At 65.2% G+C, this 24,878-nt stretch carries 25 protein-coding genes, 1 pseudogene and 1 riboswitch; of the genes and pseudogenes, 22 read left to right on the top strand and 4 right to left on the bottom strand.

The features are described from left to right. Window positions 1-94: 94 nt before the first annotated feature. Together SF06_RS10410 and SF06_RS10405 are read right to left on the bottom strand one after the other, a co-directional pair. On the bottom strand, window positions 95-544 hold the full coding sequence (locus SF06_RS10410) for a c-type cytochrome (RefSeq protein ID WP_039561226.1): 450 nt from the start codon (window positions 542-544) through the stop codon (window positions 95-97). Between the two features lie 86 nt (window positions 545-630). After that, window positions 631-1,071 (bottom strand): hypothetical protein, encoded by a 441-nt coding sequence (locus SF06_RS10405; RefSeq protein WP_037008325.1) that lies wholly within the window; start codon window positions 1,069-1,071, stop codon window positions 631-633. 156 nt (window positions 1,072-1,227) lie between these two features. Further along, a riboswitch (S-adenosyl-L-homocysteine riboswitch) is annotated at window positions 1,228-1,325 on the top strand. A 22-nt stretch (window positions 1,326-1,347) separates the two neighbouring features. On the opposite strand from SF06_RS10405, the gene ahcY reads away from it, so the two are divergent. The 3 genes from ahcY to rhlE2 all read left to right on the top strand — a co-directional run bounded on the left by ahcY (window position 1,348) and on the right by rhlE2 (window position 5,888). Next, on the top strand, window positions 1,348-2,754 hold the full coding sequence (ahcY, locus tag SF06_RS10400; protein WP_027588879.1) for an adenosylhomocysteinase: 1,407 nt from the start codon (window positions 1,348-1,350) through the stop codon (window positions 2,752-2,754). Window positions 2,755-2,858: 104 nt separating this feature from the next. Further along, window positions 2,859-3,704, top strand: a complete 846-nt coding sequence (gene metF, locus SF06_RS10395; protein ID WP_039561224.1) for a methylenetetrahydrofolate reductase [NAD(P)H] — start codon at window positions 2,859-2,861, stop codon at window positions 3,702-3,704. A gap of 336 nt (window positions 3,705-4,040) precedes the next feature. Next, complete coding sequence (gene rhlE2 / locus SF06_RS10390; protein ID WP_039561222.1) at window positions 4,041-5,888, top strand: RNA helicase RhlE2; 1,848 nt, start codon at window positions 4,041-4,043, stop codon at window positions 5,886-5,888. Window positions 5,889-6,119: 231 nt separating this feature from the next. Here the strand turns inward: rhlE2 and yrfG are convergent, their stop codons facing one another. Then, window positions 6,120-6,788, bottom strand: coding sequence for a GMP/IMP nucleotidase (gene yrfG, locus SF06_RS10385; RefSeq protein WP_039561220.1), 669 nt, complete (start codon window positions 6,786-6,788; stop codon window positions 6,120-6,122). Between the two features lie 86 nt (window positions 6,789-6,874). Between yrfG and nudE the strand changes: the two genes are divergently transcribed. Both nudE and cysQ read left to right on the top strand, forming a co-directional pair. Beyond that, on the top strand, window positions 6,875-7,438 hold the full coding sequence (nudE, locus tag SF06_RS10380) for an ADP compounds hydrolase NudE (protein WP_027588875.1): 564 nt from the start codon (window positions 6,875-6,877) through the stop codon (window positions 7,436-7,438). Further along, a complete protein-coding gene (cysQ, locus tag SF06_RS10375; protein ID WP_437123594.1) occupies window positions 7,435-8,262 on the top strand; it encodes a 3'(2'),5'-bisphosphate nucleotidase CysQ in 828 nt (275 codons plus the stop codon). The genes nudE and cysQ overlap by 4 nt, the downstream gene beginning before the upstream one ends. A gap of 34 nt (window positions 8,263-8,296) precedes the next feature. Here cysQ and flgA read toward each other — a convergent pair whose 3' ends face one another. Beyond that, a complete protein-coding gene (gene flgA / locus SF06_RS10370) occupies window positions 8,297-8,980 on the bottom strand; it encodes a flagellar basal body P-ring formation chaperone FlgA (protein WP_027588873.1) in 684 nt (227 codons plus the stop codon). Window positions 8,981-9,171: 191 nt separating this feature from the next. Here flgA and flgB point away from each other — a divergent pair, with 191 nt between their 5' ends. The 17 genes and pseudogenes from flgB (at window position 9,172) to SF06_RS10285 (ending at window position 24,799) form a co-directional block, all read left to right on the top strand. After that, window positions 9,172-9,531, top strand: coding sequence for a flagellar basal body rod protein FlgB (gene flgB, locus SF06_RS10365; protein WP_027588872.1), 360 nt, complete (start codon window positions 9,172-9,174; stop codon window positions 9,529-9,531). Window positions 9,532-9,533: 2 nt separating this feature from the next. After that, complete coding sequence (gene flgC / locus SF06_RS10360; protein WP_027588871.1) at window positions 9,534-9,962, top strand: flagellar basal body rod protein FlgC; 429 nt, start codon at window positions 9,534-9,536, stop codon at window positions 9,960-9,962. Further along, window positions 9,962-10,609 carry a flagellar hook capping FlgD N-terminal domain-containing protein gene (locus SF06_RS10355; RefSeq protein WP_039561219.1) on the top strand — a complete coding sequence of 216 codons (648 nt, stop codon included), beginning with the start codon at window positions 9,962-9,964 and terminating at the stop codon, window positions 10,607-10,609. Before flgC ends, SF06_RS10355 begins: the two co-directional genes overlap by 1 nt. 25 nt (window positions 10,610-10,634) lie before the next feature. Beyond that, the gene (gene flgE, locus SF06_RS10350; RefSeq protein WP_039561218.1) at window positions 10,635-11,840 is read left to right on the top strand and encodes a flagellar hook protein FlgE; all 1,206 of its coding nucleotides are present in this window, start codon (window positions 10,635-10,637) and stop codon (window positions 11,838-11,840) included. Window positions 11,841-11,852: 12 nt separating this feature from the next. Next, window positions 11,853-12,578 carry a flagellar basal body rod protein FlgF gene (locus tag SF06_RS10345; protein WP_039561217.1) on the top strand — a complete coding sequence of 242 codons (726 nt, stop codon included), beginning with the start codon at window positions 11,853-11,855 and terminating at the stop codon, window positions 12,576-12,578. Window positions 12,579-12,675: 97 nt separating this feature from the next. Beyond that, window positions 12,676-13,458: a flagellar basal-body rod protein FlgG gene (gene flgG, locus SF06_RS10340; RefSeq protein ID WP_027588867.1), complete on the top strand. Its 783-nt coding sequence runs from the start codon at window positions 12,676-12,678 to the stop codon at window positions 13,456-13,458. A 5-nt stretch (window positions 13,459-13,463) separates the two neighbouring features. Further along, the gene (gene flgH, locus SF06_RS10335) at window positions 13,464-14,126 is read left to right on the top strand and encodes a flagellar basal body L-ring protein FlgH (RefSeq protein ID WP_027588866.1); all 663 of its coding nucleotides are present in this window, start codon (window positions 13,464-13,466) and stop codon (window positions 14,124-14,126) included. An 11-nt stretch (window positions 14,127-14,137) separates the two neighbouring features. Beyond that, entirely contained in the window at window positions 14,138-15,232 is a 1,095-nt protein-coding gene (locus SF06_RS10330) for a flagellar basal body P-ring protein FlgI (protein WP_027588865.1), read from the top strand. A 2-nt stretch (window positions 15,233-15,234) separates the two neighbouring features. Next, window positions 15,235-15,531 (top strand): annotated as a pseudogene (locus tag SF06_RS18310) (rod-binding protein); the annotation flags it as partial. A 203-nt stretch (window positions 15,532-15,734) separates the two neighbouring features. Next, window positions 15,735-17,102, top strand: a complete 1,368-nt coding sequence (gene flgK / locus SF06_RS10320) for a flagellar hook-associated protein FlgK (RefSeq protein WP_039561214.1) — start codon at window positions 15,735-15,737, stop codon at window positions 17,100-17,102. Window positions 17,103-17,122: 20 nt separating this feature from the next. Then, window positions 17,123-18,019, top strand: coding sequence for a flagellar hook-associated protein FlgL (flgL, locus tag SF06_RS10315; protein ID WP_039561212.1), 897 nt, complete (start codon window positions 17,123-17,125; stop codon window positions 18,017-18,019). A gap of 14 nt (window positions 18,020-18,033) precedes the next feature. Next, window positions 18,034-19,080, top strand: a complete 1,047-nt coding sequence (locus SF06_RS10310; protein ID WP_039561211.1) for a hypothetical protein — start codon at window positions 18,034-18,036, stop codon at window positions 19,078-19,080. Window positions 19,081-19,320: 240 nt separating this feature from the next. Next, the gene (locus tag SF06_RS10305) at window positions 19,321-20,295 is read left to right on the top strand and encodes an LPP20 family lipoprotein (protein WP_039561209.1); all 975 of its coding nucleotides are present in this window, start codon (window positions 19,321-19,323) and stop codon (window positions 20,293-20,295) included. 52 nt (window positions 20,296-20,347) lie between these two features. Beyond that, on the top strand, window positions 20,348-21,349 hold the full coding sequence (locus SF06_RS10300; protein ID WP_139182013.1) for a hypothetical protein: 1,002 nt from the start codon (window positions 20,348-20,350) through the stop codon (window positions 21,347-21,349). Window positions 21,350-21,401: 52 nt separating this feature from the next. Further along, window positions 21,402-22,589 (top strand): transglycosylase SLT domain-containing protein, encoded by a 1,188-nt coding sequence (locus SF06_RS10295; protein ID WP_081993419.1) that lies wholly within the window; start codon window positions 21,402-21,404, stop codon window positions 22,587-22,589. A 72-nt stretch (window positions 22,590-22,661) separates the two neighbouring features. Continuing rightward, on the top strand, window positions 22,662-23,222 hold the full coding sequence (locus tag SF06_RS10290) for a hypothetical protein (RefSeq protein WP_039561203.1): 561 nt from the start codon (window positions 22,662-22,664) through the stop codon (window positions 23,220-23,222). Window positions 23,223-23,422: 200 nt separating this feature from the next. Next, window positions 23,423-24,799, top strand: a complete 1,377-nt coding sequence (locus SF06_RS10285; RefSeq protein WP_027588857.1) for a nucleobase:cation symporter-2 family protein — start codon at window positions 23,423-23,425, stop codon at window positions 24,797-24,799. The last annotated feature ends 79 nt before the right edge of the window (window positions 24,800-24,878 follow it).

Below are 24,878 nucleotides of genomic sequence, written 5' to 3'. Positions count from 1 at the left end.
GGCACAAACATACAAGCGGAATTCATTCGCGAGCTTCTAGGTTCGGCGTGCACCTGGCCGGCCGCAGCCGGCCCGGGCCATCGAAGATACCGGATCAGTACGCCCGGAATTCCTTGTGGCAGCTCTCGCAGGCGTCTTCCACGCGCTGCATCGGCGCGACCAGCGCCTTGGGCTCCAGCGGGCGAGCTACGGTGGCGGCCACCAGCGCGGCGGTGGCGGCCTCCTGGGCGCGGGCCAGTTCGTCGAAGCGTTCCTGGCGCTGCCAGACATCGTCGCGGGCCGAGGTCTTGTCGCTGTCCTTGATCTGCGGGAAGTGCTGCCAGGGCTGGCGGCTGATGGTGTCCAGGTGGGCAGCGCCGGCGACGAATTTTTCCTCGTTGAATACCAGCCGGCCGCGCAGCATGCCGCCGAGGTCCTCGCTGGTCTTCATCATGTCCTTGAAGATGGCCTTGCGCTGGCCGAGCGGGGAATTCGGATCTATGCGTTCGCAACCGGACAGCACCAGGGCGGCGAGCAGCGCCACGCCTACAACTTTCAACGTCATGATCGGGAAACCTTGGGGTTGGGAAAATCAGCCCGCGATTATCCCCCTCCCACCGGGCAAGAAAAGCCCTGGATGATGTCAGGCTTTTACCGGGCCGGTTCCCAGTCGCCACCGAGGGTTTGGCAGTCGATGCGCGCCTGCTCCTGGTCGGTGACCTCGTAGTAGAGCGTGACGATCCGCGCGCCGTCCGGCAGGGTGCTGGGCAGGGCCTCTCCCGGGGCGCGCTGGCCGAACGATTGTTCGTTGGCCAGGGTTTCCGGCGTCATGCGGGCCGTGCAGCGCGCCTGGGGTTGCGGCGGGCATTGCTGGCGCAGTTCGCGGTGGGTCTGGCTGACGTCGTCCTTGTCGCGGCAAGCCCACTGCATGGCATCGGTTTCATCCATTCCTTCGAAATAGAAGCACTTGGCAGGCACCACCGGATCCGGCAGGGTCCCCGAGGTTTCCTCCGTTACATAGCAGGCGGCGCCCAGGGCAGGCGCGCAATAGAGCGGGGCGAGCAACAGGCCGAGCCGGGCCAGACGGGGCATGGCGGCGTCCTCCAGAAGGGTGGGGTCGTTGTTTCGAGCCTTCGCGCGGGGGTGAGTTCGCCGGCGCGGCCAGCCGGGGTTGGGTCGAGGCCGTGCTGCCGCTATAATCGCCGGCAACTTTTTCACGGCCGGCTCCGCTCCGGTCGTGCCCGCCACCCGGTCGAGGGGCGCTGCAGCGGGCTGCTCTTGCATGGAGCAGCCCGTCAGGCTCGACCGGGGCGTTTATCCGAACGCATCAACGGCGCCCATTCGCACACTACGAATGGAGACTCTTCAATGAGCGCTGTCATGACGCCTGCCACCTTTACCGACTACAAGGTTGCCGACATCTCCCTGGCCGACTGGGGCCGCAAGGAACTGATCATCGCCGAGTCCGAGATGCCGGCCCTGATGGGCCTGCGTCGCAAGTACGCCGCCTCCCAGCCGCTGAAGGGCGCCAAGATTCTCGGCTGCATCCACATGACCATCCAGACCGGCGTGCTGATCGAGACGCTGATCGCCCTGGGCGCCGAAGTGCGCTGGTCGTCCTGCAACATCTTCTCCACCCAGGACCAGGCCGCCGCCGCCATCGCCGCCGCCGGCATCCCGGTGTTCGCCTGGAAGGGCGAGACCGAGGAGGAGTACGAGTGGTGCATCGAGCAGACCATCCTCAAGGACGGCAAGCCGTGGGACGCCAACATGGTGCTGGACGACGGCGGTGACCTGACCGAGATCCTGCACAAGAAATACCCGCAGATGCTGGAGAAGATCCACGGCATCACCGAGGAAACCACCACCGGCGTGCACCGTCTGCTGGACATGCTCAAGAACGGCACCCTGAAAGTCCCGGCGATCAACGTCAACGACTCGGTGACCAAGAGCAAGAACGACAACAAGTACGGTTGCCGCCACAGCCTGAACGACGCCATCAAGCGCGGCACCGACCACCTGCTGTCCGGCAAGCAGGCGCTGGTGATCGGCTACGGCGACGTGGGCAAGGGCTCGGCCCAGTCGCTGCGCCAGGAAGGCATGATCGTCAAGGTCTCGGAAGTCGACCCGATCTGCGCGATGCAGGCCTGCATGGACGGCTTCGAGCTCGTTTCCCCCTACAAGAACGGCATCAATGACGGCACCGACGCCTGCATCGACACCGCGCTGCTGGGCAAGATCGACCTGATCGTCACCACCACCGGCAACACCAACGTCTGCGACGCCGGCATGCTCAAGGCCCTGAAGAAGCGCGCCGTTGTGTGCAACATCGGCCACTTCGACAACGAGATCGACACCGCCTTCATGCGCGCCAACTGGGGCTGGGAAGAGGTCAAGCCGCAGGTGCACAAGATCCACCGCACCGGCAAGGCCATCGACCCGACCAACGACGACTACCTGATCCTGCTGGCCGAAGGCCGTCTGGTGAACCTGGGCAACGCCACCGGCCACCCGAGCCGCATCATGGACGGTTCGTTCGCCAACCAGGTGCTGGCCCAGATCCACCTGTACGAGCAGAAGTTCGCCAACCTGCCGGCCGACCAGAAGGCCCAGCGCCTGACCGTCGAAGTGCTGCCCAAGAAGCTGGATGAGGAAGTGGCGCTGGAGATGGTGAAGGGTTTCGGCGGCGTCATCACCCGTCTGACCCCGAAGCAGGCCGAGTACATCGGCGTAACCGTGGAAGGTCCGTTCAAGCCGGATACCTACCGCTACTGATCCCGTAGGGTGGAAAGCGGCCAACGGCCTTTTCCACCTGCCGTTCCCAGGCGGTGGAAAGCGCTGCGCGCGTTTTCCACCCTGCGCATTCAAGGATTCTTTCCATGTCCCAGGAACGCCGCTACAGCTTCGAGTTCTTCCCGCCGAAGACCGAAGTCGGGCATGAAAAACTGCTGGTAACTGCCCGCCGTCTGGCCGAGTGCCGACCGGACTTCTTCTCCTGCACCTACGGCGCCGGCGGTTCGACCCGCGAAGGCACGCTGAACACCGTGCTGACCCTCGATCGCCAGGTGGGCGTGCCGACCGCGCCCCACTTGTCCTGCGTCGGCGACAGCAAGGCCGAGCTGCGTGCGTTGCTCAACACCTACAAGGAGGCCGGCATCCGCCGCATCGTCGCCCTGCGCGGCGACCTGCCGTCCGGCATGGGCCTGGCCAGCGGCGAGTTGCGCTACGCCAACGAGCTGGTGGAGTTCATCCGCGCCGAGACCGGTGACCACTTCCATATCGAAATCGCCGCCTATCCGGAAATGCATCCGCAGGCGCGCAATTTCGAGGACGACCTGAAGAACTTCGTGCGCAAGGCCCAGGCCGGTGCCGACAGTGCCATCACCCAGTACTTCTTCAACGCCGACAGCTACTTCCATTTCGTCGAGCGCGCGCAGAAGCAGGGTGTTGATCTGCCGATCGTGCCGGGCATCATGCCGATCACCAACTACACCAGCCTGGCGCGCTTCTCGGATGCCTGCGGTGCGGAAATCCCGCGCTGGGTGCGCAAGCAGCTGGAAGCCTACGGCGATGACGTGGCCAGCATCCAGGCGTTCGGCGAGCAGGTGGTGACCGAAATGTGCGAGAAACTGCTGGCCGGCGGCGCGCCGGGCCTGCACTTCTATGCCCTGAACCAGGCCGAGCCGAGCCTGGCGATCTGGAACAACCTCAAGCTGCCGCGCTGACCCTGACCCCTGCGTGGTTTTCGCGGCTGAAGCCGCTCCTGAACCGGCCCGTGGACCTGTAGGAGAGGCTTCGGCCGCGATAGCGGCCCTCAATCCAGCCCTTCGGCTGAATACCGCGCGACCGCCCACGGAACCCGCACCCTGTGGACCCGGTCAGAAAAAACGGCACCACAACCTTCCGCGCTGGTATACACTCCCCCGGTCCGCCCCGGCTCGCGCCCGGACCCCGACTCTCTTCACGTCGGCAGTACCGGTCGGGATCGTCTCCCTCCCATGACGATTCATGCCAGGCGTCCTTTTCATCGGGCTTAGCCCCACATACAGACAGGATCACCCATGTCCTTTGCTTCCCTCGGTCTCTCCGAGGCACTGGCCGGCGCCGTCGAGGCCGCTGGCTACGCCCAGCCCACTCCGGTGCAACAGCGGGCCATTCCCGCCGTGTTGCAAGGCCGCGACCTGATGGTTGCCGCCCAGACGGGCACCGGCAAAACCGGCGGTTTCGCGCTGCCCGTACTCGAATTGCTGTTCCCGGGTGGCCACCCGGACAAGGCCCACCGCCACGCCGCCAAGCAGCCGCGCGTGCTGGTGCTGGCGCCGACCCGCGAGCTGGCCGCCCAGGTGCATGACAGCTTCAAGCTGTATGCCCGTGACCTGCCCCTCAAGAGCGCCTGCGTGTTCGGCGGGGTGGGCATGAATCCCCAGGTCCAGGCACTGGCCAAGGGGCTGGACGTCCTGGTGGCCTGCCCCGGTCGTCTGCTCGACCTGGTCGGCCAGGGCGCCGTCGACCTCTCCCATGTGGAAATCCTCGTCCTCGACGAGGCCGACCGCATGCTCGACATGGGCTTCATCCATGACGTGAAGAAGGTCCTCGCCCGCCTGCCGGCCAAGCGCCAGAACCTGCTGTTCTCGGCGACCTTCTCCCAGGACATCATCAACCTGGCCGGCAAGCTGCTGCACGATCCCGAGCGCATCGAGGTCACCCCGCCGAACACCACCGTTGAGCGCATCGAGCAGCGTGTCTACCGCGTGCCAGCGACCCACAAGCGCGCACTGCTGGCGCACCTGATCACCCTGGGCGCCTGGGAGCAGGTGCTGGTGTTCACCCGCACCAAGCACGGCGCCAACCGCCTGGCCGAGTACCTGGAAAAGCACGGCCTTTCCGCCGCCGCGATCCACGGCAACAAGAGCCAGAACGCGCGCACCAAGGCGCTGGCCGACTTCAAGGCCAACACCATTCGCGTGATGGTGGCCACCGACATCGCCGCCCGCGGCCTGGACATCGATCAGTTGCCCCACGTGGTCAACTACGAGCTGCCCAACGTCGAGGAAGACTATGTGCACCGCATCGGCCGCACCGGCCGGGCCGGGCGCAGCGGTGAAGCCATTTCGCTGGTGGCGCCGGACGAGGAAAAGCTGCTCAAGAGCATCGAGCGCATGACCAAGCAGCGCATCCCCGACGGCGATCTGATGGGCTTCGACCTGGCCAGCCTGGAAGCGGAAGCGCCGGAAGTGCGCGAACCCCGCCAGCCACAGGGCCGTGGCCGCCGCAACGACGAGCAGAAATCCGGCGGTCGTGGCGAGAAGAAACCGGCCCGCGCGGCTGGCGGCAAGAAGCCTGCGGAGGGGCGCGGCGGCGAACAGCGGTCGTCCACCGAAGGCGCAGGCAAGGGCCGTCGTACCCGTGGCGGTCAGGGCCGCGGCAAGCCCCAGCAGGCGGCCGGCGCGGCCATTCGCCCGGCATTGCCGCCGGAACGTGATCCGGAGGAGTTCCTCGACGACGAGATCGACAACTTCGGCAACCGCGTTGACTACGTGCCCCCGGCCAACCAGGCGCAGAACGGCCGTGGCCGGCGTGGCGGTCAGGCCAATGCGGGGGGGAACCCCCGTCCGGCGCGCGGCGGTGCGGGTGCGAACGCAGGCGGCAAGCCGGCCGGCGGCCAGAATCGCAAGAAAGGCGGCGCCGGCGGACGCGGCAAGCCCCAGGGCAGCGGCCGCGTGTTGACGCCCAATGGCAGCAGCGGCAGCAGTGACTCGCCGTTGTCGGCCACGCCGCGCCGTTCCGAGCGCCAACCGGTGATCATCCACAAACACCGCGAGCGCCTGCCGAGCCTGGAACAGCTGGACGAGTTGCCCGACAGCCGGCCGCGCGGTGAAAAGCCGGCGTTGCTGACCCGCAACCGCTGAGTTCGAACAAAAGCCCCTGCCTCGCAGGGGCTTTGTTTTTCAGGCGGCATATTGGGCGCCCTTCGCCGGGCGCCCCTAGCCGGGCGCCCCAATAGCCCGCGAATGAATTCGCTCCACAGGGTGCGCGCTGCCGCTCGGTGGGGGCGGAGGTGTCCGCGGGCTGTTCAGAGCCGGAGGGCGGTCGGCGTTCTTTCCGGCCGCCGTGGTGGCCAACGTGCAGCGTTGACCACCCTACATGGTCAATCCTTCCAGCAGCGCCCGGTAATCCTCCTGCGCGGCGAACTCCGCGGTGTCCCGTTCCCCCTGACGGCTGTCCGGCTGGCGCACCGCCAGCAGGTGGGCGATGCCGTAGGCGCGGGCGCTGCGCAGGATCGCCAGGCTGTCGTCGATGAACAGGCTGCGCGCCGGGTCGAAGCCGAAATCCGCCTGCAGGGCGTACCAGAACTGGGCGTCTTCCTTGGGGAAGCCGTAGTCATGGGAGCTGATCAGCCGGTCGAAGTAGGGTGCCAGCGCCACGCGCTCCAGTTTCAGCGACAGCGAATCGCGGTGCGCATTGGTGATCAGTGCCACGCGTTTGCCGGCACGGCGCAGGGCGGCGAGGAAGGTATCGGCGTCGGTGCGCAGGCTGATCAGGTGCGCCACCTCGCGCTTGAGTTCGACGATCGGCAGGTCCAGCTCGCGACTCCAGAAATCCAGGCAGTACCACGTCAACTGGCCGGCGTGGCGGGCGAACAGCGGCTGCAGCTCCATGTCCGCCATGGCGCGGCTGATGCCGTGGCGTTCGGCATAGCGCTGCGGCAGGTGTTCCAGCCAGAAATGATTGTCGAAATGCAGGTCCAGCAGGGTGCCGTCCATGTCCAGCAGCACGGTATCGATGGTGTTCCAGGGCAGGAGGGACATTGCAGACTCCGGGCAGCCACGATCTGTGGCGCGGTACGGCGGAAAAAGGCGGTTATGATACCTGCATGCCCGTTCCGGAGAATGCCATGCGAGAGAAACCCGCCGTGCTGGCCCGCGAGATTGTCGCTCGCAGCCGGTTGTTTGCCGTCGAGGAATTGCAGCTGCGCTTCAGCAACGGGGTGGAGCGTACGTACGAGCGTCTGGTGGGCAAGGCCGGCTATGGCGCAGTCATGGTGGTAGCGATGGCCGACGCCGAGCATGCGCTGCTGGTGGAGGAATACTGCGCCGGCACCGACGACTACCAGCTGTCGCTGCCCAAGGGGCTGATCGAACCCGGCGAGGAAGTGCTCGACGCCGCCAATCGCGAGCTCAAGGAAGAAGCTGGCTTCGGTGCCGAGCGCCTGGAGTACCTCACCGACCTGTCGCTGTCACCCGGTTACATGAACCAGCGCATCCGCGTGGTGTTGGCCCGCGACCTTTACGAGGAACGCCTGCCCGGCGACGAGCCCGAGCCGATGGCGGTGAGCCGGGTCAATCTGCGTGAATTGTCGAGCCTGGTGGCGCACCCGCAGTTCAGCGAGGGTCGTGCCCTGGCGGCGCTCTACCTGACCCGCGATCTGCTGGTCCAGCGCGGAGAGCTGGTGCTGTGAGCGAATTGAATATTCATGCCCTGTTGCCAGCGGTTATCGCGCTGGTCGAGCGCGCCGGCGCGGCCATCCTGCCGTTCTGGCGCCAGGAGCTGGCCGTGGAGCAGAAGGCCGACGATTCGCCGGTGACCGCCGCTGACCTGGCTGCCAACCGGGTGCTGATCGAGGGGCTGTCCGCGCTGTCTGCCGAGATCCCAGTCCTGTCTGAAGAGAGCTGCGCGATTCCGCTGGCCGAGCGCGCCGGCTGGGATCGCTGGTGGCTGGTGGACCCGCTGGATGGCACCAAGGAATTCATTGCCGGCAGCACCGAGTTCACCGTCAACGTGGCGCTGGTGGAGCGGGGGCAGGTGCTGTTCGGCGTGGTCGGCGTGCCGGCGGACGGTCGCTGCTATTACGGCGGCGCCTGCCTGGGTGCCTGGCGTCAGCGCAACGGCCAGGTCGAGGCGATTCGGGTGCGACATGCGCCGCTCGAGGGGTTCACCGTGGTGGCCAGCCGGCGGCATTCCAGTCCGGAGCAGGAGCGTTTGCTCGGCACCCTCGGCCAGCACTTCGGCACGCTGGAATTGGCGAGTGTCGGCAGTTCGCTGAAGTTCTGCCTGCTCGCCGAGGGTGCTGCCGACTGCTACCCGCGCCTGGCGCCCACCTCGCAGTGGGACACCGCCGCTGCCCAGGGCGTGCTGGAAGGCGCCGGCGGCGCGGTGCTGGATGTGCGCGGCGAGCCGCTGCGTTATCCGGCACGCGAAGCGTTCCTCAATCCGCATTTCCTGGCGCTGCCGGCCGAGGCGAGCTGGCGTGAGGCGCTGCTGGAGCAGGTGCGCAAAGGCTAGCCGCTTGATGGGTGGCGGACACGGGGTTGCGCCCTCACCGCCAGGTGCTGGTCACCACCCCATCACCGATCACCTGGGTGTCGATGATCTTCTCGCTGCTGCGGTTGCGTACCCGGACGATCTCGCCTTCGCGGCCGTTGGCCAGCGCTTCGCCCAGGGTGCTGGCTTCGATGCCGTCGTGGCGAGCGACGATGGTCACCGACTGGCCGCGGCGCACCCACAGGGGCGCGTCCAGCAGGTCGGCGGTGAGCATCTGGCCGGCGCGAATGCGGCGCTTGGCGGTCTTTCCCGTCACCTGCTCGACCTTGCTGAAGAAGCCGCGGTCATGGCGGGCCACCTGCTGGCGCTCGATCTTCACATCCTCGGCGGACAATGCCTGGTCGCGGTCCAGGATGTGCCTTGCCACCAGCAGCAGCACGCTGACGTTGGCCTGGGCGGTGACATCCTGGCTCCATTGCGGCTGTGGGCAGCTCAGGCGGAAGCGCTGCCGGGCGAGCAGCTCCTGGCGCCCGGATAGGTTCTGCACCTGCAGCTCCCGCGAGCAGGCCGGCAGTCGCTCGACCGGGGCCGGCAGGCTCATGTCCAGGCTCAGGCGAGGTTGCTGCCAGCCAAGCTGCCGGGCCTCGCGCTCCATCAGGGGTTGCAGGTGCTGGCGCAGGGCCTGATCGATTTGTGAACTGGCCGTGGCGGCCTGCGCAGTACCCGCCTGGAGCGCCATCAGCAGTCCGGCACAGGCGGAAAAAGCCTTTCCTCCCCTCTGGCGTTTTACTGTCGCGGCATCTGCCGATTCGCCTCTCGCTGTTCCGTTGACTTCGTAAAAACCCTTCAAAATCAAAGACCTATGCTGTAATGGCTAAGTGGCATAAAAGCTGCTACTCCGTGCGGAGTGACAGTTTTTTGGGGTTGCCCATGAGTATACGGATTGATGACGTGGTCGGTGTGCATGCCCATGCCTTGCAGGTGCGCATGCAGCGCAGCGAGATTCTCGCCGCCAACCTGGCCAACGTGGATACGCCTGGTTTCCAGGCTCGCGATATCGATTTCGCCAGTGCCATGCGCCGCCTGGACGCCGGTGAAGAATTCAGCGCCCTGACAATCGATTCGCCCCTCAAGTATCGCGTGCCCTACCAGGCCTCCCTGGACGGCAACACGGTGGAGCTGAGCGTCGAGCAGGCCGAATTCTCGCGCAACTCCATGGACTTCCAGACCAGCCTGACCTTCCTGACGCAGAAGTTCAGCGGCCTCAAGCAAGCCATCGAGGGACGTTGATCATGGCATTTGAATCCATCTACCGCATCGCCGGTTCGGCCATGAACGCACAGACCGTGCGCCTGAATACCGTGGCCAGCAACCTGGCCAACATCGACTCCGCTGCAGCCTCGCCCGAGGATGTCTATGCCGCCCGGCGTCCGGTATTCGCCGCGATCTACAACAACGATCAGCTGACCCGCGGCGTCGGCATGGGCGGCGCCCATGTGCAGGTGCTGGACGTGGTGACCACCGGCCGCGAGCCCATCAAGCGCTACGAACCGGGCAATCCGCTGGCGGGTGCCGATGGTTACGTGTTCTATCCGGCGCTCAACCAGATCGAGGAAATGACCGACATGATGTCGGCCACCCGCAGCTTCGAAACCAACGTCGAAGTGTTGAATCGCCTGAAAAGCATGCAGCAGAGCCTGCTGCGCCTGGGAGAAATCTGATGAGTGTCAGTGGCGTAACCAATAACTCGAACCCGTATGCGCTGCCGGATGACACCATCAGCGTCAGCGAGGCCGGCCAACTGAGCAATCAGTTCATCACGCTGATGGTGGCGCAGATCCAGAACCAGGATCCCACCAACCCGATGGACAGCACCCAGTTCGTCGAGCAGTACGCGACCATCTCCCAGGTGCAGAGCCTGGAGAACATGACCAAGCTGCAGCAGAGTAGCCTGGTGCTGGCCGACAACCTGCAGATGCTCACCGCCGCCAGCCTGGTCGGCCAGAACGTTACCGTGCACACCGACAGCCTGGAGCTGGATGGCAAGGTCGACGCCCAGTTCGACCTGCAGCACACGTCCACCAATACCGTGCTCTGGCTGACCGACGCCAACGGCGTGGAGACCTCGGTGGCGCTGGGTCGCCAGGATGCCGGTCGCGTCGACGTGGCGCTGGATCCCGCCGCCCTGGGCCTCAAGCCCGGCACCTACAAGGTGCGCATCGAGACCGCCACCGGTGAGGAGCCCCGCCTGCAGGTGGCCGGCAAGGTCAGCGACGTGCGCGTCAGCGACAGCGGCCCGGTGCTGAACATTGCCGGCATCGGCAGCGTGCCGTTCTACCAAATCGTCCAGTTCGGCCAGCGCGGCTGAGCCTGTTGATCATCGAGGGAAGACCATGAGCTTCAACATCGCCCTGACCGGCCTGAACGCCGTCTCCGAACAGCTGAACACCGTCAGCAACAACATCGCCAACTCCAGCACCACCGGCTTCAAGTCCTCGCGCACCGAGTTCGGCAGCGTGTACGCCGACACCCAGGCCATGGGGGTGGAAGTGCTGGGCAATACCCAGAGCATCAGCCTGGGCGGCGCGCTGATCAACACCAGCCGCACCCTGGACCTGGCCATCTCCGGCGGCGGTTTCTTCATCGTCAAGGGCACCAATGGCGAGACCCAGTACACCCGCGCCGGCGTGTTCGGCACCGACTCGGCCAACTTCATCGTCAACAAGGCCGGCCAGAAGCTGCAGGGCTATCCGACTGACGCCGACGGCAACCTGATGACCGGTAGCCTGGGCGACCTGCGTATCAAGGCCGCAACCTTGCCAGCCAGCGCAACCACTGGCCTGGAGTTCGTGGCGAACCTGGATGCCAACATGAAACAGCCGGTGGATGGTGCTGGTGTGCCCATCCCCTTCGATCCGACGAACGTCAACAGCTACAACTCCACTTACACCACCAAGGTCTACGACTCGCTGGGCAAGGAGCACACCCTGACCCAGTACTTCGTCACCGATGGTGCGAATGGCTGGGATGCCTACTACTACGTCGACGGCGCGGCTGCAGGCACGCAAGCCCTGTCGTTCGATACGAATGGCATGTTGAACGGCGCGACCGGCGCCAGCGTCGTCGTTCCGGGGGCGGTGCTGCCGGGGGCGAGTGCTCAGACCATCGCCATCGACTACACCGGCACCACCCAGTACGGCACCAACTTCGGCGTGTCCACCAACCTGGCGAATGGCTACACCTCTGGCGAGCAGACCGGCATCGGCATCGACAGCAAGGGCAATGTGTTCGTCAACTACAGCAACGGCCAGAGCCAGCTGCAGGGGCAGGTGGTGCTGGCCAGCTTCATCAACCCGGAAGGGCTGAAGAACGTCAGTGGCACCGCCTGGACCGCCACCACCGATTCGGGTGACGCGCTGACCGGCGCGCCTGGCGTGGCCCAGTTTGGTACGGTGAATGCCGGCACGCTGGAGAACTCCAACGTCGACCTGACCGAGGAGCTGGTGAGCCTGATGCAGGGCCAGCGCAACTACCAGGCCAACACCAAGGTCATTTCCACCCAGAAGGATCTCGACCAGATCCTGTTCAGCGCGATGTAAGGCGGCTGACCCATGGATCGTCTCGGATACACGGCGATGACTGCGGCCAACCGCAGCATGCAGGCGCTGCAGATCCACGCCAACAACCTGGCCAACGTCAACACCGCCGGCTTTCGCGCCGACATGGAGCGCGCCGCCGCCGTGCAGGTGGAAGGCTACGGTTACGACAGCCGCCATATGGCCAGGGTCGAGAACAACGGCGTCGACCTGAGCCCCGGCCCGCTGAACTTCACCGGCCGGGCACTGGACGTGGCCATCCAGGGCCAGGGCCTGCTGGCGGTGCAGCACGGTGCCGGCGAGGCCTACACCCGCCAGGGCAGTCTGCAGGTGGATGCCGACATGCAGCTCACCGTTGGCGGCCGCGTGCTGCTCGGTGAGGGTGGCCCGTTGGTGCTGCCCGAATACGACCAGCTGCACATCGGCAGCGATGGCACCGTTTCCGTGCTGCCGCGCGGCGACTTCCTGATGGTCGAGGTTGGACGCCTCAAGCGCGTCGACAGCCAGGGCGTCGACCTGGTGAAGACTCCCGAGGGCCTGCTGATGGCGCGTGACAACGAGCCTCTGGAAGCCAGTGAAACCGTGGCCCTGGCCAGCGGCTACCTGGAGTCCAGCAACGTCTCGGCGATCAACGAACTGGTCTCCACCATGAGCCTGAGCCGCCTGTTCGAGACCCAGGTGAAGATGATGAAGGCCGCCACCACGCTGGCCGAGGCCGGCAACCGGTTGCTACGCGGCTAAGCGGCAACCCCTCTCTCCCCTTGATGGGAGAGGGGGACGAGCAGCGGATTTCCCCGCTTCGGTAACGCCGGGGCGGCTTTGAAGAGAGGATCGACAGATGAGTTCAGCACTCTGGGTCAGCAAGACCGGCCTGATCGCCCAGGACACGGCGATGACCACCGTGGCCAACAACCTGGCCAACGTGAACACCACGGGCTTCAAGAGCGACCGCGCGGTCTTCGAGGACCTGTTCTATTCCATCGAGGTCCAGCCGGGTGCCCAGGCGGACCAGATCAACACCGTGCCGTCCGGCCTGCAGCTGGGCAACGGCGTACGCGTGGTCGGTACCCAGAAGATCTTCACCGAAGGCAACATCCAGACCACTGGCCAGCCGATGGACCTGGCCATCATCGGTCGAGGCTTCTTCCGCGTCGAAGGCGCTGATGGCGAGACCTACTACACCGAAAATGGTCAACTGCATCTGAATGCCGAGGGTCTGCTGGTCAATTCCCAGGGCCTGCCGCTGGTCGATCAGATCGTGGTGCCCGAAGGCAGCACCAATTTCAACGTGGGCAGTGACGGCACCGTGACCATCACCAATGCCCAGGGACAGCAGGAAGAGCTGGGCCAGATCCTGTTGGTCAATTTCGTCAATCCGGCCGGCCTGGAAGCCCTGGGCGGCAACCTCTACCGCGAAACCGCCGCCAGCGGCGAGGCGGTGGAAGGCGTGGCCGGCACCGACGGCCTCGGCCAGCTCAAGCAGTACGCCCTGGAAGGCTCCAACGTCCAGGTGGTGGAAGCCATGGTGCAGATGATCGCCATCCAGCGCGCCTACGAGGCCAACGCCAAGGTGCTGGATGCCAGCTCGGGCATGATGCAGTACCTCAACCAGTCCGTGTGATGGCCATGAAACGCACCCTGACGCTCACCCTTGCGCTGCTGCTCGGCGGTTGCGCCAGCTTTCACGAGCTGCGCGAAGAGACCGAGGACGCCAGCCTCTACCAGCCGCCGGCCCTGGACTACCAGCAGCCCAAGCCGGTTGCCGGCGGCCTCTATCGCGGCAACGGCAGCGCGCTGATGTACGACAAGCGCGCCTTCCAGGTGGGCGACATCCTGACCGTGGTGCTCAACGAGCAGACCCAGTCGAGCAAGAGCGCCGGCACCAGCTTCGGCAAGGAGGCCTCGGTCGGCATTGGTATCCCCACCTTGTTCGGAAACACCTACGAGCGTCTGGAAAGTTCGGCCAGCGGCGAGCGTGACTTCACCGGCTCGGCGCGCAGTTCGCAACAGAACAGCCTGGCTGGCGCCATTGCGGTGACCGTGCATCAAGTGCTGCCCAACGGTGTGCTGCTGGTGCGTGGCGAGAAGAGCCTGCGCCTGAACCAGGGTGACGAGTTCATCCGCCTCAGCGGCCTGGTGCGACCCGAGGACATCAACCGCTACAACCAGGTGTCCTCCCAGAGCATCGCCGATGCGCGCATTTCCTACGCCGGCAAGGGCGTGCTCAACGACAGCAACTCTGCCGGCTGGCTGACGCGCTTCTTCACCAGCCCCTGGTTCCCCTTCTGACGGTGTATGCCATGCGCAAGCTGTTTCCCCTCCTGTTCCTGCTGATGCTGCCCGCCGCCGTGCGGGCGGTGCCGCTGATGGATCTGGTGGATGTCGAAGGCATTCGCGAGAACCAGCTCATCGGTTACGGCCTGGTGGTCGGTCTGGACGGCACCGGTGACAAGAACCAGGTGAAGTTCACCAGCCAGTCGGTGACCAACCTGATCCAGCAGTTCGGCGTCAACCTGCCGCCCAACGTCGACCCCAAGCTGAAGAACGTCGCCGCGGTCACGGTCACCGCCAGCGTGCCGCCGTCCTACGGCCCGGGGCAGACCATTGATGTGACGGTTTCTTCGCTGGGCGATGCGAAGAGCCTGCGTGGCGGCCAGTTGCTGCTCACTCCGCTGCGCGGCGTTGATGGCGAGGTCTACGCGCTGGCCCAGGGCAACCTGGTGGTCGGCGGCCTGAAGGCCGAAGGCAACAGCGGCTCCAGCGTGGCGATCAACAGCGCCACCACCGGCCGGGTGCCCAACGGCGCCACCATCGAGCGGAGCATCGACAGCGACTTCGCCGACCGCCCGGAGGTCATGCTCAACCTGCGCAATCCCGGTTTCCAGACGGTCACCAACATCGTGCGGGCGATCAACGACCAGATCGGCGGCAACGTGGCCAGCGCCCTGAACGCTACCAAGGTTTCGGTGCGTGCCCCAGTCACCAGTACCCAGCGCATGAGCTTCATGGCGCTGCTGGAAATGATCGATGTCGACGAAGGCCGCGAACGTCCCAAGGTGGTATTCAACAGCCGCACCGGCACGGTGGTCATGGGCGAGGGTGTGCGCGTCAAGGCTGCCGCCGTTGCCCATGGCAACCTCACCGTCACCATCAGCGAAACCCCGCAGGTCAGCCAGCCGGCTCCCTTCAGCGAGGGCCAGACGGCCGTGGTGCCGCGCTCGCAGGTGGAAGTCGCCCAGGATCGCAACGCCATGTTCAAGTGGCCTGACGGGGCCAGCCTGGACAGCATCATCAACACCGTGAACAGCCTGGGCGCCACCCCGGATGATGTGATGAGCATCCTCCAGGCGCTGGAACGCGCCGGGGCGCTCAACGCCGAACTGATCGTGATCTGACCATGAGCATTCTTTCCCTTCCGGGCAGCCTGCAGAGCTGGCGCAACAATCCCGAGGTGACCGGCATCTCGCGCAATGACCAGTTGCAGGCGGCCGCCGAGCAGTTCGAGGCGATGTTCCTGCAGCAGATCCTCAAGCAGATGCGCAAGGCCGGCGATGTGCTGTCCGAGGACAGCCTGATGCGCAGTCGCGAGCTGGACACCATGCGTGACTTCTATGACGAAGTACTGGCCGAGCACCTGGCCGGCCAGCGCCAGACCGGCATCGCCAGCATGATCGTCGAACAGATGGGAGGCGAGCCACGACCCAGCCAGGCCATGCAGGCGCCGATTGGCGGCAGCTGGTCGCAAACGGGGGCATTTAAGTCCGCGGACGATGCGGTCGCCTTTCAGGATCAACAGATGACGGACCCGGTCGGGATAGACCCACCCAGCGGTGCGTCCACGCACGCATCGGCGGCCTTTGCCCTGCCGATTCGCCCTGACACCAAGGAGAATCGCTCGTGAGTCTCTTGAGCCAGATCGGCTATAGCGGCGTTCGCGCCATGCAGGTGGCGCTGACCGCCACCGGCCAGAACGTCGCCAACGTCAAGACCCCCGGCTACAGCCGTTTGGGCGTGGAAATGGGCTCGCTGAGCGGGCATACCGCCCTGAGCAGCGGTCGTGGCGTGCAGGTCAACAACATTCGCCGCATCGCCGACGACTTCGTCAATCGGCAGCTGTGGCGCGCGACCTCCCAGGAGAGCTTCACCGAGAGCCAGCAGAAGTACGTCAGTGCGCTGGAAACCCTGATGGCCAGCGAGGGCTCCAACATCAGCGGCGGCCTCGACAATTTCTACGCTGCGCTTAGCGAGGCCACGTCCACGCCGGACTCCATCGCCCTGCGCCAGCAGATTCTCAACGAGGCGCGCAACCTGGCCCAGCGCGTCAACGGCCTGAGCAACAACATCGAGACCCAGCTCAACGGCCTGCGCGGCCAGCGCGAGGCGATCGTCGTCGAGCTCAACGGCCTGACTAGCAACCTGGCTGCGCTGAACAAGCGCATCACCCACGTCGAGGCGTCCAATGGCGACGCCAAGGCGCTGCGCGATCAGCGAGACAAGCTGGTCCAGGACCTGGCCGAGCTGGCTGATATCCGCGTTCAGGAGGCCGCCGACGGTAGCTTCAGCGTGTCGCTGGCGAACGGACAGCCGCTGGTGGCGGGCCCGACTGCCGCCTCGGTGGAGTTGACCACACTGGCGAACAATCATCAGGATTTCTCTCTTGAATTCGCCGGAACCCAGTTCCCGTTGAGCCGGGATGTCTGGGGTGGCCAGCTGGGTGGCCTGTACGAAGCCGAATACAACTCGCTGCGGTCTAGCCAGCAGACCATCAGTGAAATTGCCAGCCAGTTGGCCACCACGTTCAACACTGCACTTGCCGCGGGGTTCGATCTCAACGGCGCTGCGGGTCAACCGCTGTTTACCTATGACCCCACCAGTATCTCCCAGGTGCTGACCGTCAACGATCTCCAGCCGGAAGAACTGGCCTTTGCCGGTGTCGCTACCGAGAAGGGCAACAACGACAACCTGTTGACCCTGATCGGACTCAAGAGCGCACCCGTTGTCGTGGATGGTGCCACCACGACGCTCAACGACGCCTACGCCACGTTGCTTGGCGGTGTCGCCAGCAAGAGCCGCCAGGGTCAGGCCGACGTGGAAACAGCCACCTCGGTGTTGAATCAGGCCCAGGCCCAGCGCGACAGCATCAGCGCCGTGAACCTCGATGAGGAAGGCGTCAACCTGATGAACTACCAGCAGGCCTACCAGGCCAACCTGAAGGTCATCACCACCGCCGGTGCGCTGTTCGACAGCGTGCTGGGCATGTTCTGATCCGCCAGCGAGACCGCCCCATGCGTATCACCAACGCCCAGATCAACGCCATCATGAACAGCTCGCTGGGCATCAACGCGGCCGCCACCGGCAAGCTGATGCAACAGATGGCCACCGGCGATCGAATCATCGTGCCATCGGACGACCCGATCGCCAGCGTGCGCCTGCTGCGCATCGCGCGGGAAGAGGCCAGCCTGAACCAGTACCAGACCAACATCAAGGCGCTGTCCGGGCGCCTGTCGGCGGCCGAAACCAACCTGCAGGCCGGCTCCGATACCCTGCTGGAAATCCGTGACCTGCTGCTCTGGGCAGCCAACCGCGGCAGCAACTCGGACGAGGATCTGGGCAGCATGGCCAGCGAGCTGTCCAGCCTCGAAGAGACCTTTGTCAGCTACCTGAACGTACGTGACGAGGAAGGCCGTTACTACTTCTCCGGCACCATGACCGATCAGCCCGCCATCACCCTGACGGCCGGTACCTACGCGCTGACCGGCAACGACAAGTATCGCGAAGTGGCCGTTTCCAATGCCGTGCTGATCAAGGACAACGTAACGGCCGCCGAGGTGCTGAGCGGAGCACCCGGCTTCCTCAACGATCTGCATGCGCTGGTCGACCAGATGGTGAACAGCCCTGCCACCATTACCACCGAGATTGGCGACGCGATCGACAACCTGGACCGGGTGCTCGGCTCGCTCAGCAGCCAGATTACCGAGCTCGGCGGCCGCCAGAACACCCTGTCGCTGCTCAAGGACAGCCAGGCCGACGTGTCGCTGGTAAACCAGAAGATCGAAGGCGAGCTGTCCTCCCTGGACTACGCCAAGGCCTCGCTGGACCTGGCCAACTACCAGGTGGCGCTGCAGGCGACCCAGAAGTCCTACCTGAAGCTGCATAGTCTGAATCTGTTCGACCTGATGTAAGGGAAGGGGACACCATGAAGGTTGACAAGCAACTGCCGGCCGTCACGCCGTTTGCGCTGGATCGGCAGACGTCCGACCTCAAGGGTGTCGCCCTGCAACGCGCCAGCGGCGCCACCCAGGCCACCGAACGGGAAACGCCGCGCAACGAGTCGGCGCCGCGCCAAAGCAGCACCTACGGTCTGCAGCTCAATCAGCAGCTGTCGGCCATGCAGTCGGCCAGCAGCTACCTGAACCAGGTGCAGGCCCGGCTCAGCCAGCTGAAGCTCAAGCTCGGCCGCCAACTGAGCGCGCCCTCCGCCAGCGCGGCGGAGATGGACGGCGCCCGCGAGGCGCTGCAGAAGGTCAATGCCATCTTGCAGCAGCGCATCCGTCTGGATGACAACGTCATCGACCCGGGTTACCAGCTCAAGTTGACCGAGCCGGTGCGTGTGCGCTTCAGCCTGCAAGGCCTGGAGTCCATCGACCAGATCCATCAGGCCGGCCAGGAGACCCTGGTGTTCACCGCCGGCCGTCAACTGCCGGAGCCACTGGCGGTGGTGCTGGACGAGGGCCTGAGCGACGAGCAGGTACTGCGCCGCTTCAACGTCAGCCTGGGCCAGGCCGGTCTGCGCGCCGAACTGGATAACGAGGGTCTGCTGAAGTTCTCCGCCCGGGAAAGCGATTGGGCGGCGCTGCGCGACCAGTTGGCCGTGCGCGGCGAAGGCAAGCTGTTCGCCAAGGACAGCTTTGCCCGTGTGGAAAGCGCCGAAGACGGCTTGCTGGGCCTGCCCAGCGACTCGCAGCTGGAGTCCACCAGCGAGATGCGCAGCATCCTCGACAACGTGATCGCCGCCCTGGACCGCATCGCCGCCCTGCGCGAGCAGATTCGCGAGCGTGAAGCGGACATCCGCCAGTTCCTGCGAGAGCAGCTGGACGGTGACGAGCAGCAGTGGGCGCAGAACTACCTGGGCTCGCTGCTCAAGGTGCTGCGCTCAGGCGCCAACAGCTATATCGCGCAATCGCAGATCATCGTCAGCCAGGCCAACCTGAACCGCTACAACGTGGTCAGCCTGCTGGCCTGATGCCCTTGCATGGCCGGAGCGCCGGCCATGGTTTCTCCTGCGCCAACCGCCCCGGGCCATCCCTGTCAACCAATGGGTCCACTGCAATGCGCGCCTGGGCGTGGTGCATTGCCATGTCCAAGCCCTGCTTCCGTCTTTTCGTCTAAGTGTGACGCAGGTCACTTTTCTGGACAGCGAAGACCGCTGTGATGATAATCCGCCATCAATATCAATGCGGCATCATGGCGCGGGGAGATGCACATGGAATTGGCCACGCGGCTGCAGCGCCTGGTCTGGGGTCTTTCGGCCATGCTGGTGCTGGCAAGCCTGTCGCATGTGGCCCAGGCTGCGGCGCTTCCCGCATGGGTCAGCGCCCCGCCCCAGGACAACCTCATCGCCTTTTACGGTGTCGGCGAAGGCCCGAACCTGAACGAGGCCACGCAACAGGCGCTGCGTTCCATCGCCGGCAAGCTGAGCACGCGCATCCGCAGCGACGCCGTTTCCCACGGCGGCATTTCCGGCAATACCGTCACCCGCAGCTATCAGGAAACGATCGAAGCCTATATCCAGGACATCAAGCTCTCCGCCTACAACGTTCGCCAGGCCGAACTGGTCGGTGGCCGCTATTTTGTCCTGGTGGAAATGTCTCGCGAGGATTTCGTCCGCGATACCCAACTGCAGCTGGAAACCGTTGAGGCAGACCTGCGCCGGCGGCTGGATGGCACGCTCACGTCCCGGCCGTTCGACCGCTTCCTGGCCTGCCAATCTGCCCCTGCGCTGATTGATCAGGCCCGCCTGCTGAGCCGGGTGCTGTCCACGGCGGACAGCGCCTTCGAGGCCGCGCCCGCCATGCAGCGCTATGACGCCTACCAGCGCGGTTGCGACCAGAGCCTGCAGAACCTCACGCTGCAATTGAAAGCCGCACCGGCGTTCAAGCCACTGGCCGAGGCCATCGGTCAGGCGCTGGCGGTGCGTACCGTCAGCGCGGGCCGTGCCGACGGCCGACTGGACATCCAGGGCTCGGTGGTCAACCAGGAGATGTTTGGCAGCCTGAACGCCGTGGTCGATCTTTCGGTGGCGCTGGTCGACGACCGCAACAGCGTGGTTGCTCGCCAGAGCTACCGGCTCAATGGCCTGTCCATGCTCAGTTACGAAGGGGCGCTGCAAGACGCCCTGCGCAAGTTCCTGGCTTCCGGCGGGGTCGACAGGGTGCTGTCCGACCTACGCCTTCAGTAAAAGCCCTGCCTGTTCAGGGATGTCATTACTCATGACCCCGGGGGAGGGGACGATGAAGAGGATTGCTCTGCTCACGATGGCACTGGCGATGGCCGGGTGTTCGTCAACCACCATCAAGAACCTCGACGCCATGCAGCCCGTGAGCCTGCAACCCAGCGACATCATGCCTAGCAAAACCGCCCTGGCGGGCAAGGCGCCGCGTGTGGTGGTTTTCGATGCGGATCATGGCACCAGCGATCTGGCCAAGAGTTCACAGGTCGGTGGGACGATCGCCCGCGAGATCGAGAAACACTTGGGTGCCACCCACGTGGAACTGGTCGACCGCAAGCTCGCAAGCAAGCTCCAGGATGAACTGCGCCTGGCCGAGATGAGGGGCAAGCTGGAGTACCAGGGTCCGGAAATCGCAGATATTGCGATTGTCGGTGTGATATCTGATGCGTCCTCCGGTTCTTCTTTCACCGAAAGCTCCAGCTGGCAGGACAGCAAGGGCCGCTGGCAAACCACGCCCGCCAAATGCAACTACTCGGGCTCGGTGAGCGGCAGCATTCGCATTTACCAGATGCCTTCCATGCGCGAGGCAACTTCCGTGGAGCTGAAGGGAAGTTCCAGTACCAGCGAGGATGCCCGCAGCAGCAACTGTGGCCTGACGCGCTCCGGCGCCGAGCAGATGGTCCGCGCCGCGGCAACCCGTGGCGTCGGCAGCATTCGCACCGATCTCCTCAACATTTTCGCCCCGCGCGGTTACGTGATCGAACAGCGTTCCGGCGAGGGCCAGCATGCCCTGCGGGTCACCCTGGGCACCAAGCATGGCCTTAAGCAGGGGATGAAGCTGGAGCTGCTGAGCGTTACCCGTTCGGTCAATCCGCTGACCAACGAAGCCAGCGTCGACAGCTTCGTCGTGGGCAGTGCGTTTGTGTCGGACAAGATCGGCGCCGACAATGCCTGGGTGGTCATCGATGAAGAGGTGATCGACAAAATCCGCCTGGGCCAGCCCGTTCGCGTGCAGTACAAGAAGAGCTTCATGGACCAGATGAAGCACCTGGCTGATATCTGATCAGCCTGAGGCAGCGGGCGCGGCTCCGCAGCCTTTGCCGCGAAGGGGACACATGAACAGACGTCATTTCCTGGCAGCTGCGGCGAGCCTGCCATTTGCGCCTGCCTGGGCAATGGAATTCGAGTCCTTCCGCCGAGCCCGGGAACAGGAGCGTGCCGCGTTCAATGACACGCAAGGCAGCGAATTCTCGACCTACCAACGGGAACTCCAGACTGCTTTCCAGGCTTACCGCGACAGCTATGCCAATGCGGTGCAGGCCCGTCAGCGCGAGCTGTCCGTCTACTGGCGTGACGCCGAGCTGAGCAGCCAGACCCGCTGGGTGGAATACAGCGAGGACAAGGCGATCCAGCGGACCGTCGACTTCGAGACCAACCGCATCACCCTGCGCCTGCCCCCCGAAGCCGGTGGCGCTGACGCCCGGCTGGTCCGCCGCGAACTGGCCACTCTGCTGGGCACCGAGGTCGCCCAGGCGGCGAGCAACGACCCGGTATCCGTGGCGGTGGAGAAAGCGGTACGCAATGCGGCGCCCCACTCCGCGCTGGAGGGCGAAGGCGAGCACCGGCTGGTCCTGGGCGAGCTGTTTGGCCAGCAGGCGCCGAGTGGCCGCCAGATCCAGGAAGTCGCCGAGCGGCTGGCCGGCAGCGCCACGACGACAAGCGATAACGGTGTGGTCACGGTCAGCGTGCCGCTGCCAGCCTCGCGTCCGGCGCAAAAGGCGCAGGACTATGCGGCGAGGGTCCGGCCGTTCGCGCAGAAATGGCGCGTGGAGCCGGCGCTGGTGCTGGCGGTGATGCATACCGAAAGCGCGTTCAATCCGCTGGCCCGTTCGCCGGTTCCGGCCTACGGCCTGATGCAGATCGTGCCCGGCTCGGCGGGCAAGGATGCGACTGAGCTGGTCTACGGCACGGCACGTGTGGTGACGCCGTCGTACCTGTACGACGCCGAGCGCAACATCCAACTGGGCGTGGCCTACCTGCATCTGTTGCAGGAGCGCTATCTGCGCGCCATCACCCATCCGGAAAGCCGCCTGTACTGCGCCATCGCCGCCTACAACACCGGCGCCGGCAATGTGGCGCGCAGCTACACCGGCACCACCAACATCAACAAGGCGGCGGAGCAGATCAATCGCCTGTCGCCCAAGGCCAACTTCGAGCACATGCGCGCCCGGCTGCCCTACGAGGAAACCCGCAACTACCTCCAGCGGGTCGCCTCGCGCCTGCCGGGCTATCGGTCGCTGTAACTGTGTCGATAACAACCTCGGTTGGCGGCGTTGTGCCGTCGACTTACCGCTGAAATCCCAGGGAGTTCCCGAATGAAGCGTTTCTCTTCGCTGTTTTGCCTGACCGCTCTTACCGCCGCCGTGCTGACCGGTTGCGGTACAAAGCCCGTTGAAACCAGCGCCAGCCTGCCGGACTGGGTCATGGCGCCGATGGTCGATGGCGGCATCGCCTCCACCAGCTGCGTGCGTGACACCGGCAACTTCAGCCTGGACCGCGCCCAGGCCACCGCCAGTGCCCGTGCCAGCCTGACCAAGGAAATCGGCATCAAGGTCCAGGCCATGGACAAGGAATACCAGCGCAGCTCCACCGGCGGCGGCCAGAACGAAACCGGCAGCACCTTCGAATCCGTTTCGCGCCAGGTCGCCAACGAGTACATCGTCGGCTCGCGTCCGGCCAAGGTGGATTTCGTGAACATCAACGGCCAGCGCAACCTGTGCGTGATGGTCGCCATGCAGCCGGAGGCCACCAAGGGCCTGTTCGACAGCATCATGCGCCAGAGCAAGCGCAAGCTGTCGCCGCAGAACGAAGAGATCCTCTACGAGGAATTCCGCGCCGCCAAGGCCCAGCAGGAGCTGATCGAAGCCACCCGCTGATCGACCCTGGCTTCGCCCGAACGCCGCTTCCCCGGAAGCGGCGTTTTCATTGGGCGGGACAAAACTTGCCGTAGGGTGGACAACGTTTTCCTTGTCCACCAGGCAGCGGCTCCCGGATGGGCCGTCCGAACGCGTCCACTCTGTCCCTCGCCGCCCGCCACGAGTAGAATCCGCCGCTTTTTACAGCCGGGCTCTCTGCCATGACTTCCCCTACCTCCGCCGAACCGCGCCATGATCTGGTCTATGGCCTGAACGACCGTCCGCGCCCCTGGATCGCCTTCCTCGCCGCGCTGCAGCACCTGCTGGCGATCATCGTGCCGATCGTCACCCCGGGCCTGCTGATCTGCCAGGCCATCGGCGTGTCGCCGCGCGACACCAACATCATCGTCTCCATGTCGCTGGTGATCTCCGGCATCGCCACCTTCGTGCAGTGCCGGCGCTTCGGGCCGTTCGGTGCGGGCCTGCTGATCGTGCAGGGCACCAGTTTCAACTTCGTCGGCCCGCTGATCGCCGGCGGTGTGCTGATGGTCAAGGACGGCATGCCGGTGGAAGCCGTGATGGCCGCCATCTTCGGCGTGGTCATCGCCGGTTCCTTCATCGAAATGGGCGTGTCGCGCGTGCTGCCGTTCGTGAAGCGGCTGATCACCCCGCTGGTGACCGGCATCGTGGTGCTGATGATCGGTCTGACGCTGATCAAGGTCGGCCTGATCAGCATGGGCGGCGGCTACGCGGCCATGGGCAACGGCACCTTCGCCAACGGCGAGAACCTGCTGCTCTCCGGCGTGGTGCTGGCGCTGATCGTCATCCTCAACCGCATCCCGGTGGTCTGGCTGCGCAGCTGCGCCATCATCATCGCCCTGGCCGCCGGCTATGCGCTGGCCGCCTACCTGGGCCGCCTGGACTTCACCGGCATGCGCGAGGCCGACCTGTTCCAGGTGCCGATGCCGCTGCACTTCGGCCTGGGTTGGTCGTGGAGCCTGTTCATCCCCATGGTGGTGATCTACCTGGTGACCTCGCTGGAAGCCATCGGCGACGTGACCGCCACCAGCAAGATCTCCCGCCAGCCGGTGGAAGGCCCGCTGTGGATGCAGCGCATCAAGGGCGGCGTGCTGGTCAACGGCGCCAACTCGCTGCTGGCCGGTTTCTTCAACACCTTCCCCAGCTCGGTGTTCGCCCAGAACAACGGCATCATCCAGCTCACCGGCATCGCCAGCCGCTACATCGGCATGTGGCTGGCCGCCATGCTGGTGATCCTCGGCCTGTTCCCGGCGGTGGCCGGCGTGCTGCAGGCGGTGCCGGAGCCGGTGCTTGGCGGCGCCGCGCTGGTGATGTTCGGCGCCGTGGCGGCGGCGGGCATCAACATCCTCGCCGGCATCGACCTGGACCGCCGCGCGCTGCTGATCATCTCCGTGTCGCTGGCCCTGGGCCTGGGCTTCTCCCAGGTGCCGGAATTCCTCGCCCACCTGCCGGCCGGCCTGCGCAGCGTGCTGGAATCCGGCGTGGCCACCGGCGGCATCTGCGCGCTGGTCATGAACTGGTTCCTGCCGGAAGCCAAGCAGGCTGCCGACGCGCGCTGATTCACGAGCCGTAGGGTGGGCATCGTTGTTCATTGTCCACCGTCCGGTATGCATGCTGCGGCGGACAAAAACGGCGATG

The organism is Pseudomonas flexibilis, from assembly GCF_000802425.1.
GTDB lineage: Bacteria > Pseudomonadota > Gammaproteobacteria > Pseudomonadales > Pseudomonadaceae > Serpens > Serpens flexibilis.
Note: the sequence above shows the minus strand (reverse complement) of the source record. Positions and strands in the feature narration are given on the sequence as shown.

Excerpts from the sequence above, each read along its gene's own strand:
- SF06_RS10345 (WP_039561217.1), top strand. The coding sequence starts at position 11,853 with ATGGATCGTCTCGGATACACGGCGATGACTGCGGCCAACCGCAGCATG.
- ahcY (WP_027588879.1), top strand. The coding sequence starts at position 1,348 with ATGAGCGCTGTCATGACGCCTGCCACCTTTACCGACTACAAGGTTGCC.
- SF06_RS10330 (WP_027588865.1), top strand. The coding sequence starts at position 14,138 with ATGCGCAAGCTGTTTCCCCTCCTGTTCCTGCTGATGCTGCCCGCCGCC.
- SF06_RS10310 (WP_039561211.1), top strand. The coding sequence starts at position 18,034 with ATGAAGGTTGACAAGCAACTGCCGGCCGTCACGCCGTTTGCGCTGGAT.
- SF06_RS10285 (WP_027588857.1), top strand. The coding sequence starts at position 23,423 with ATGACTTCCCCTACCTCCGCCGAACCGCGCCATGATCTGGTCTATGGC.
- flgH (WP_027588866.1), top strand. The coding sequence starts at position 13,464 with ATGAAACGCACCCTGACGCTCACCCTTGCGCTGCTGCTCGGCGGTTGC.
- rhlE2 (WP_039561222.1), top strand. The coding sequence starts at position 4,041 with ATGTCCTTTGCTTCCCTCGGTCTCTCCGAGGCACTGGCCGGCGCCGTC.
- SF06_RS10305 (WP_039561209.1), top strand. The coding sequence starts at position 19,321 with ATGGAATTGGCCACGCGGCTGCAGCGCCTGGTCTGGGGTCTTTCGGCC.
- flgB (WP_027588872.1), top strand. The coding sequence starts at position 9,172 with ATGAGTATACGGATTGATGACGTGGTCGGTGTGCATGCCCATGCCTTG.
- flgG (WP_027588867.1), top strand. The coding sequence starts at position 12,676 with ATGAGTTCAGCACTCTGGGTCAGCAAGACCGGCCTGATCGCCCAGGAC.
- SF06_RS10290 (WP_039561203.1), top strand. The coding sequence starts at position 22,662 with ATGAAGCGTTTCTCTTCGCTGTTTTGCCTGACCGCTCTTACCGCCGCC.
- metF (WP_039561224.1), top strand. The coding sequence starts at position 2,859 with ATGTCCCAGGAACGCCGCTACAGCTTCGAGTTCTTCCCGCCGAAGACC.
- SF06_RS10355 (WP_039561219.1), top strand. The coding sequence starts at position 9,962 with ATGAGTGTCAGTGGCGTAACCAATAACTCGAACCCGTATGCGCTGCCG.
- flgL (WP_039561212.1), top strand. The coding sequence starts at position 17,123 with ATGCGTATCACCAACGCCCAGATCAACGCCATCATGAACAGCTCGCTG.
- flgE (WP_039561218.1), top strand. The coding sequence starts at position 10,635 with ATGAGCTTCAACATCGCCCTGACCGGCCTGAACGCCGTCTCCGAACAG.
- SF06_RS10405 (WP_037008325.1), bottom strand. The coding sequence starts at position 1,071 with ATGCCCCGTCTGGCCCGGCTCGGCCTGTTGCTCGCCCCGCTCTATTGC.
- SF06_RS10410 (WP_039561226.1), bottom strand. The coding sequence starts at position 544 with ATGACGTTGAAAGTTGTAGGCGTGGCGCTGCTCGCCGCCCTGGTGCTG.
- flgC (WP_027588871.1), top strand. The coding sequence starts at position 9,534 with ATGGCATTTGAATCCATCTACCGCATCGCCGGTTCGGCCATGAACGCA.
- SF06_RS10300 (WP_139182013.1), top strand. The coding sequence starts at position 20,348 with ATGAAGAGGATTGCTCTGCTCACGATGGCACTGGCGATGGCCGGGTGT.
- yrfG (WP_039561220.1), bottom strand. The coding sequence starts at position 6,788 with ATGTCCCTCCTGCCCTGGAACACCATCGATACCGTGCTGCTGGACATG.
- nudE (WP_027588875.1), top strand. The coding sequence starts at position 6,875 with ATGCGAGAGAAACCCGCCGTGCTGGCCCGCGAGATTGTCGCTCGCAGC.
- SF06_RS10295 (WP_081993419.1), top strand. The coding sequence starts at position 21,402 with ATGAACAGACGTCATTTCCTGGCAGCTGCGGCGAGCCTGCCATTTGCG.
- flgA (WP_027588873.1), bottom strand. The coding sequence starts at position 8,980 with ATGGCGCTCCAGGCGGGTACTGCGCAGGCCGCCACGGCCAGTTCACAA.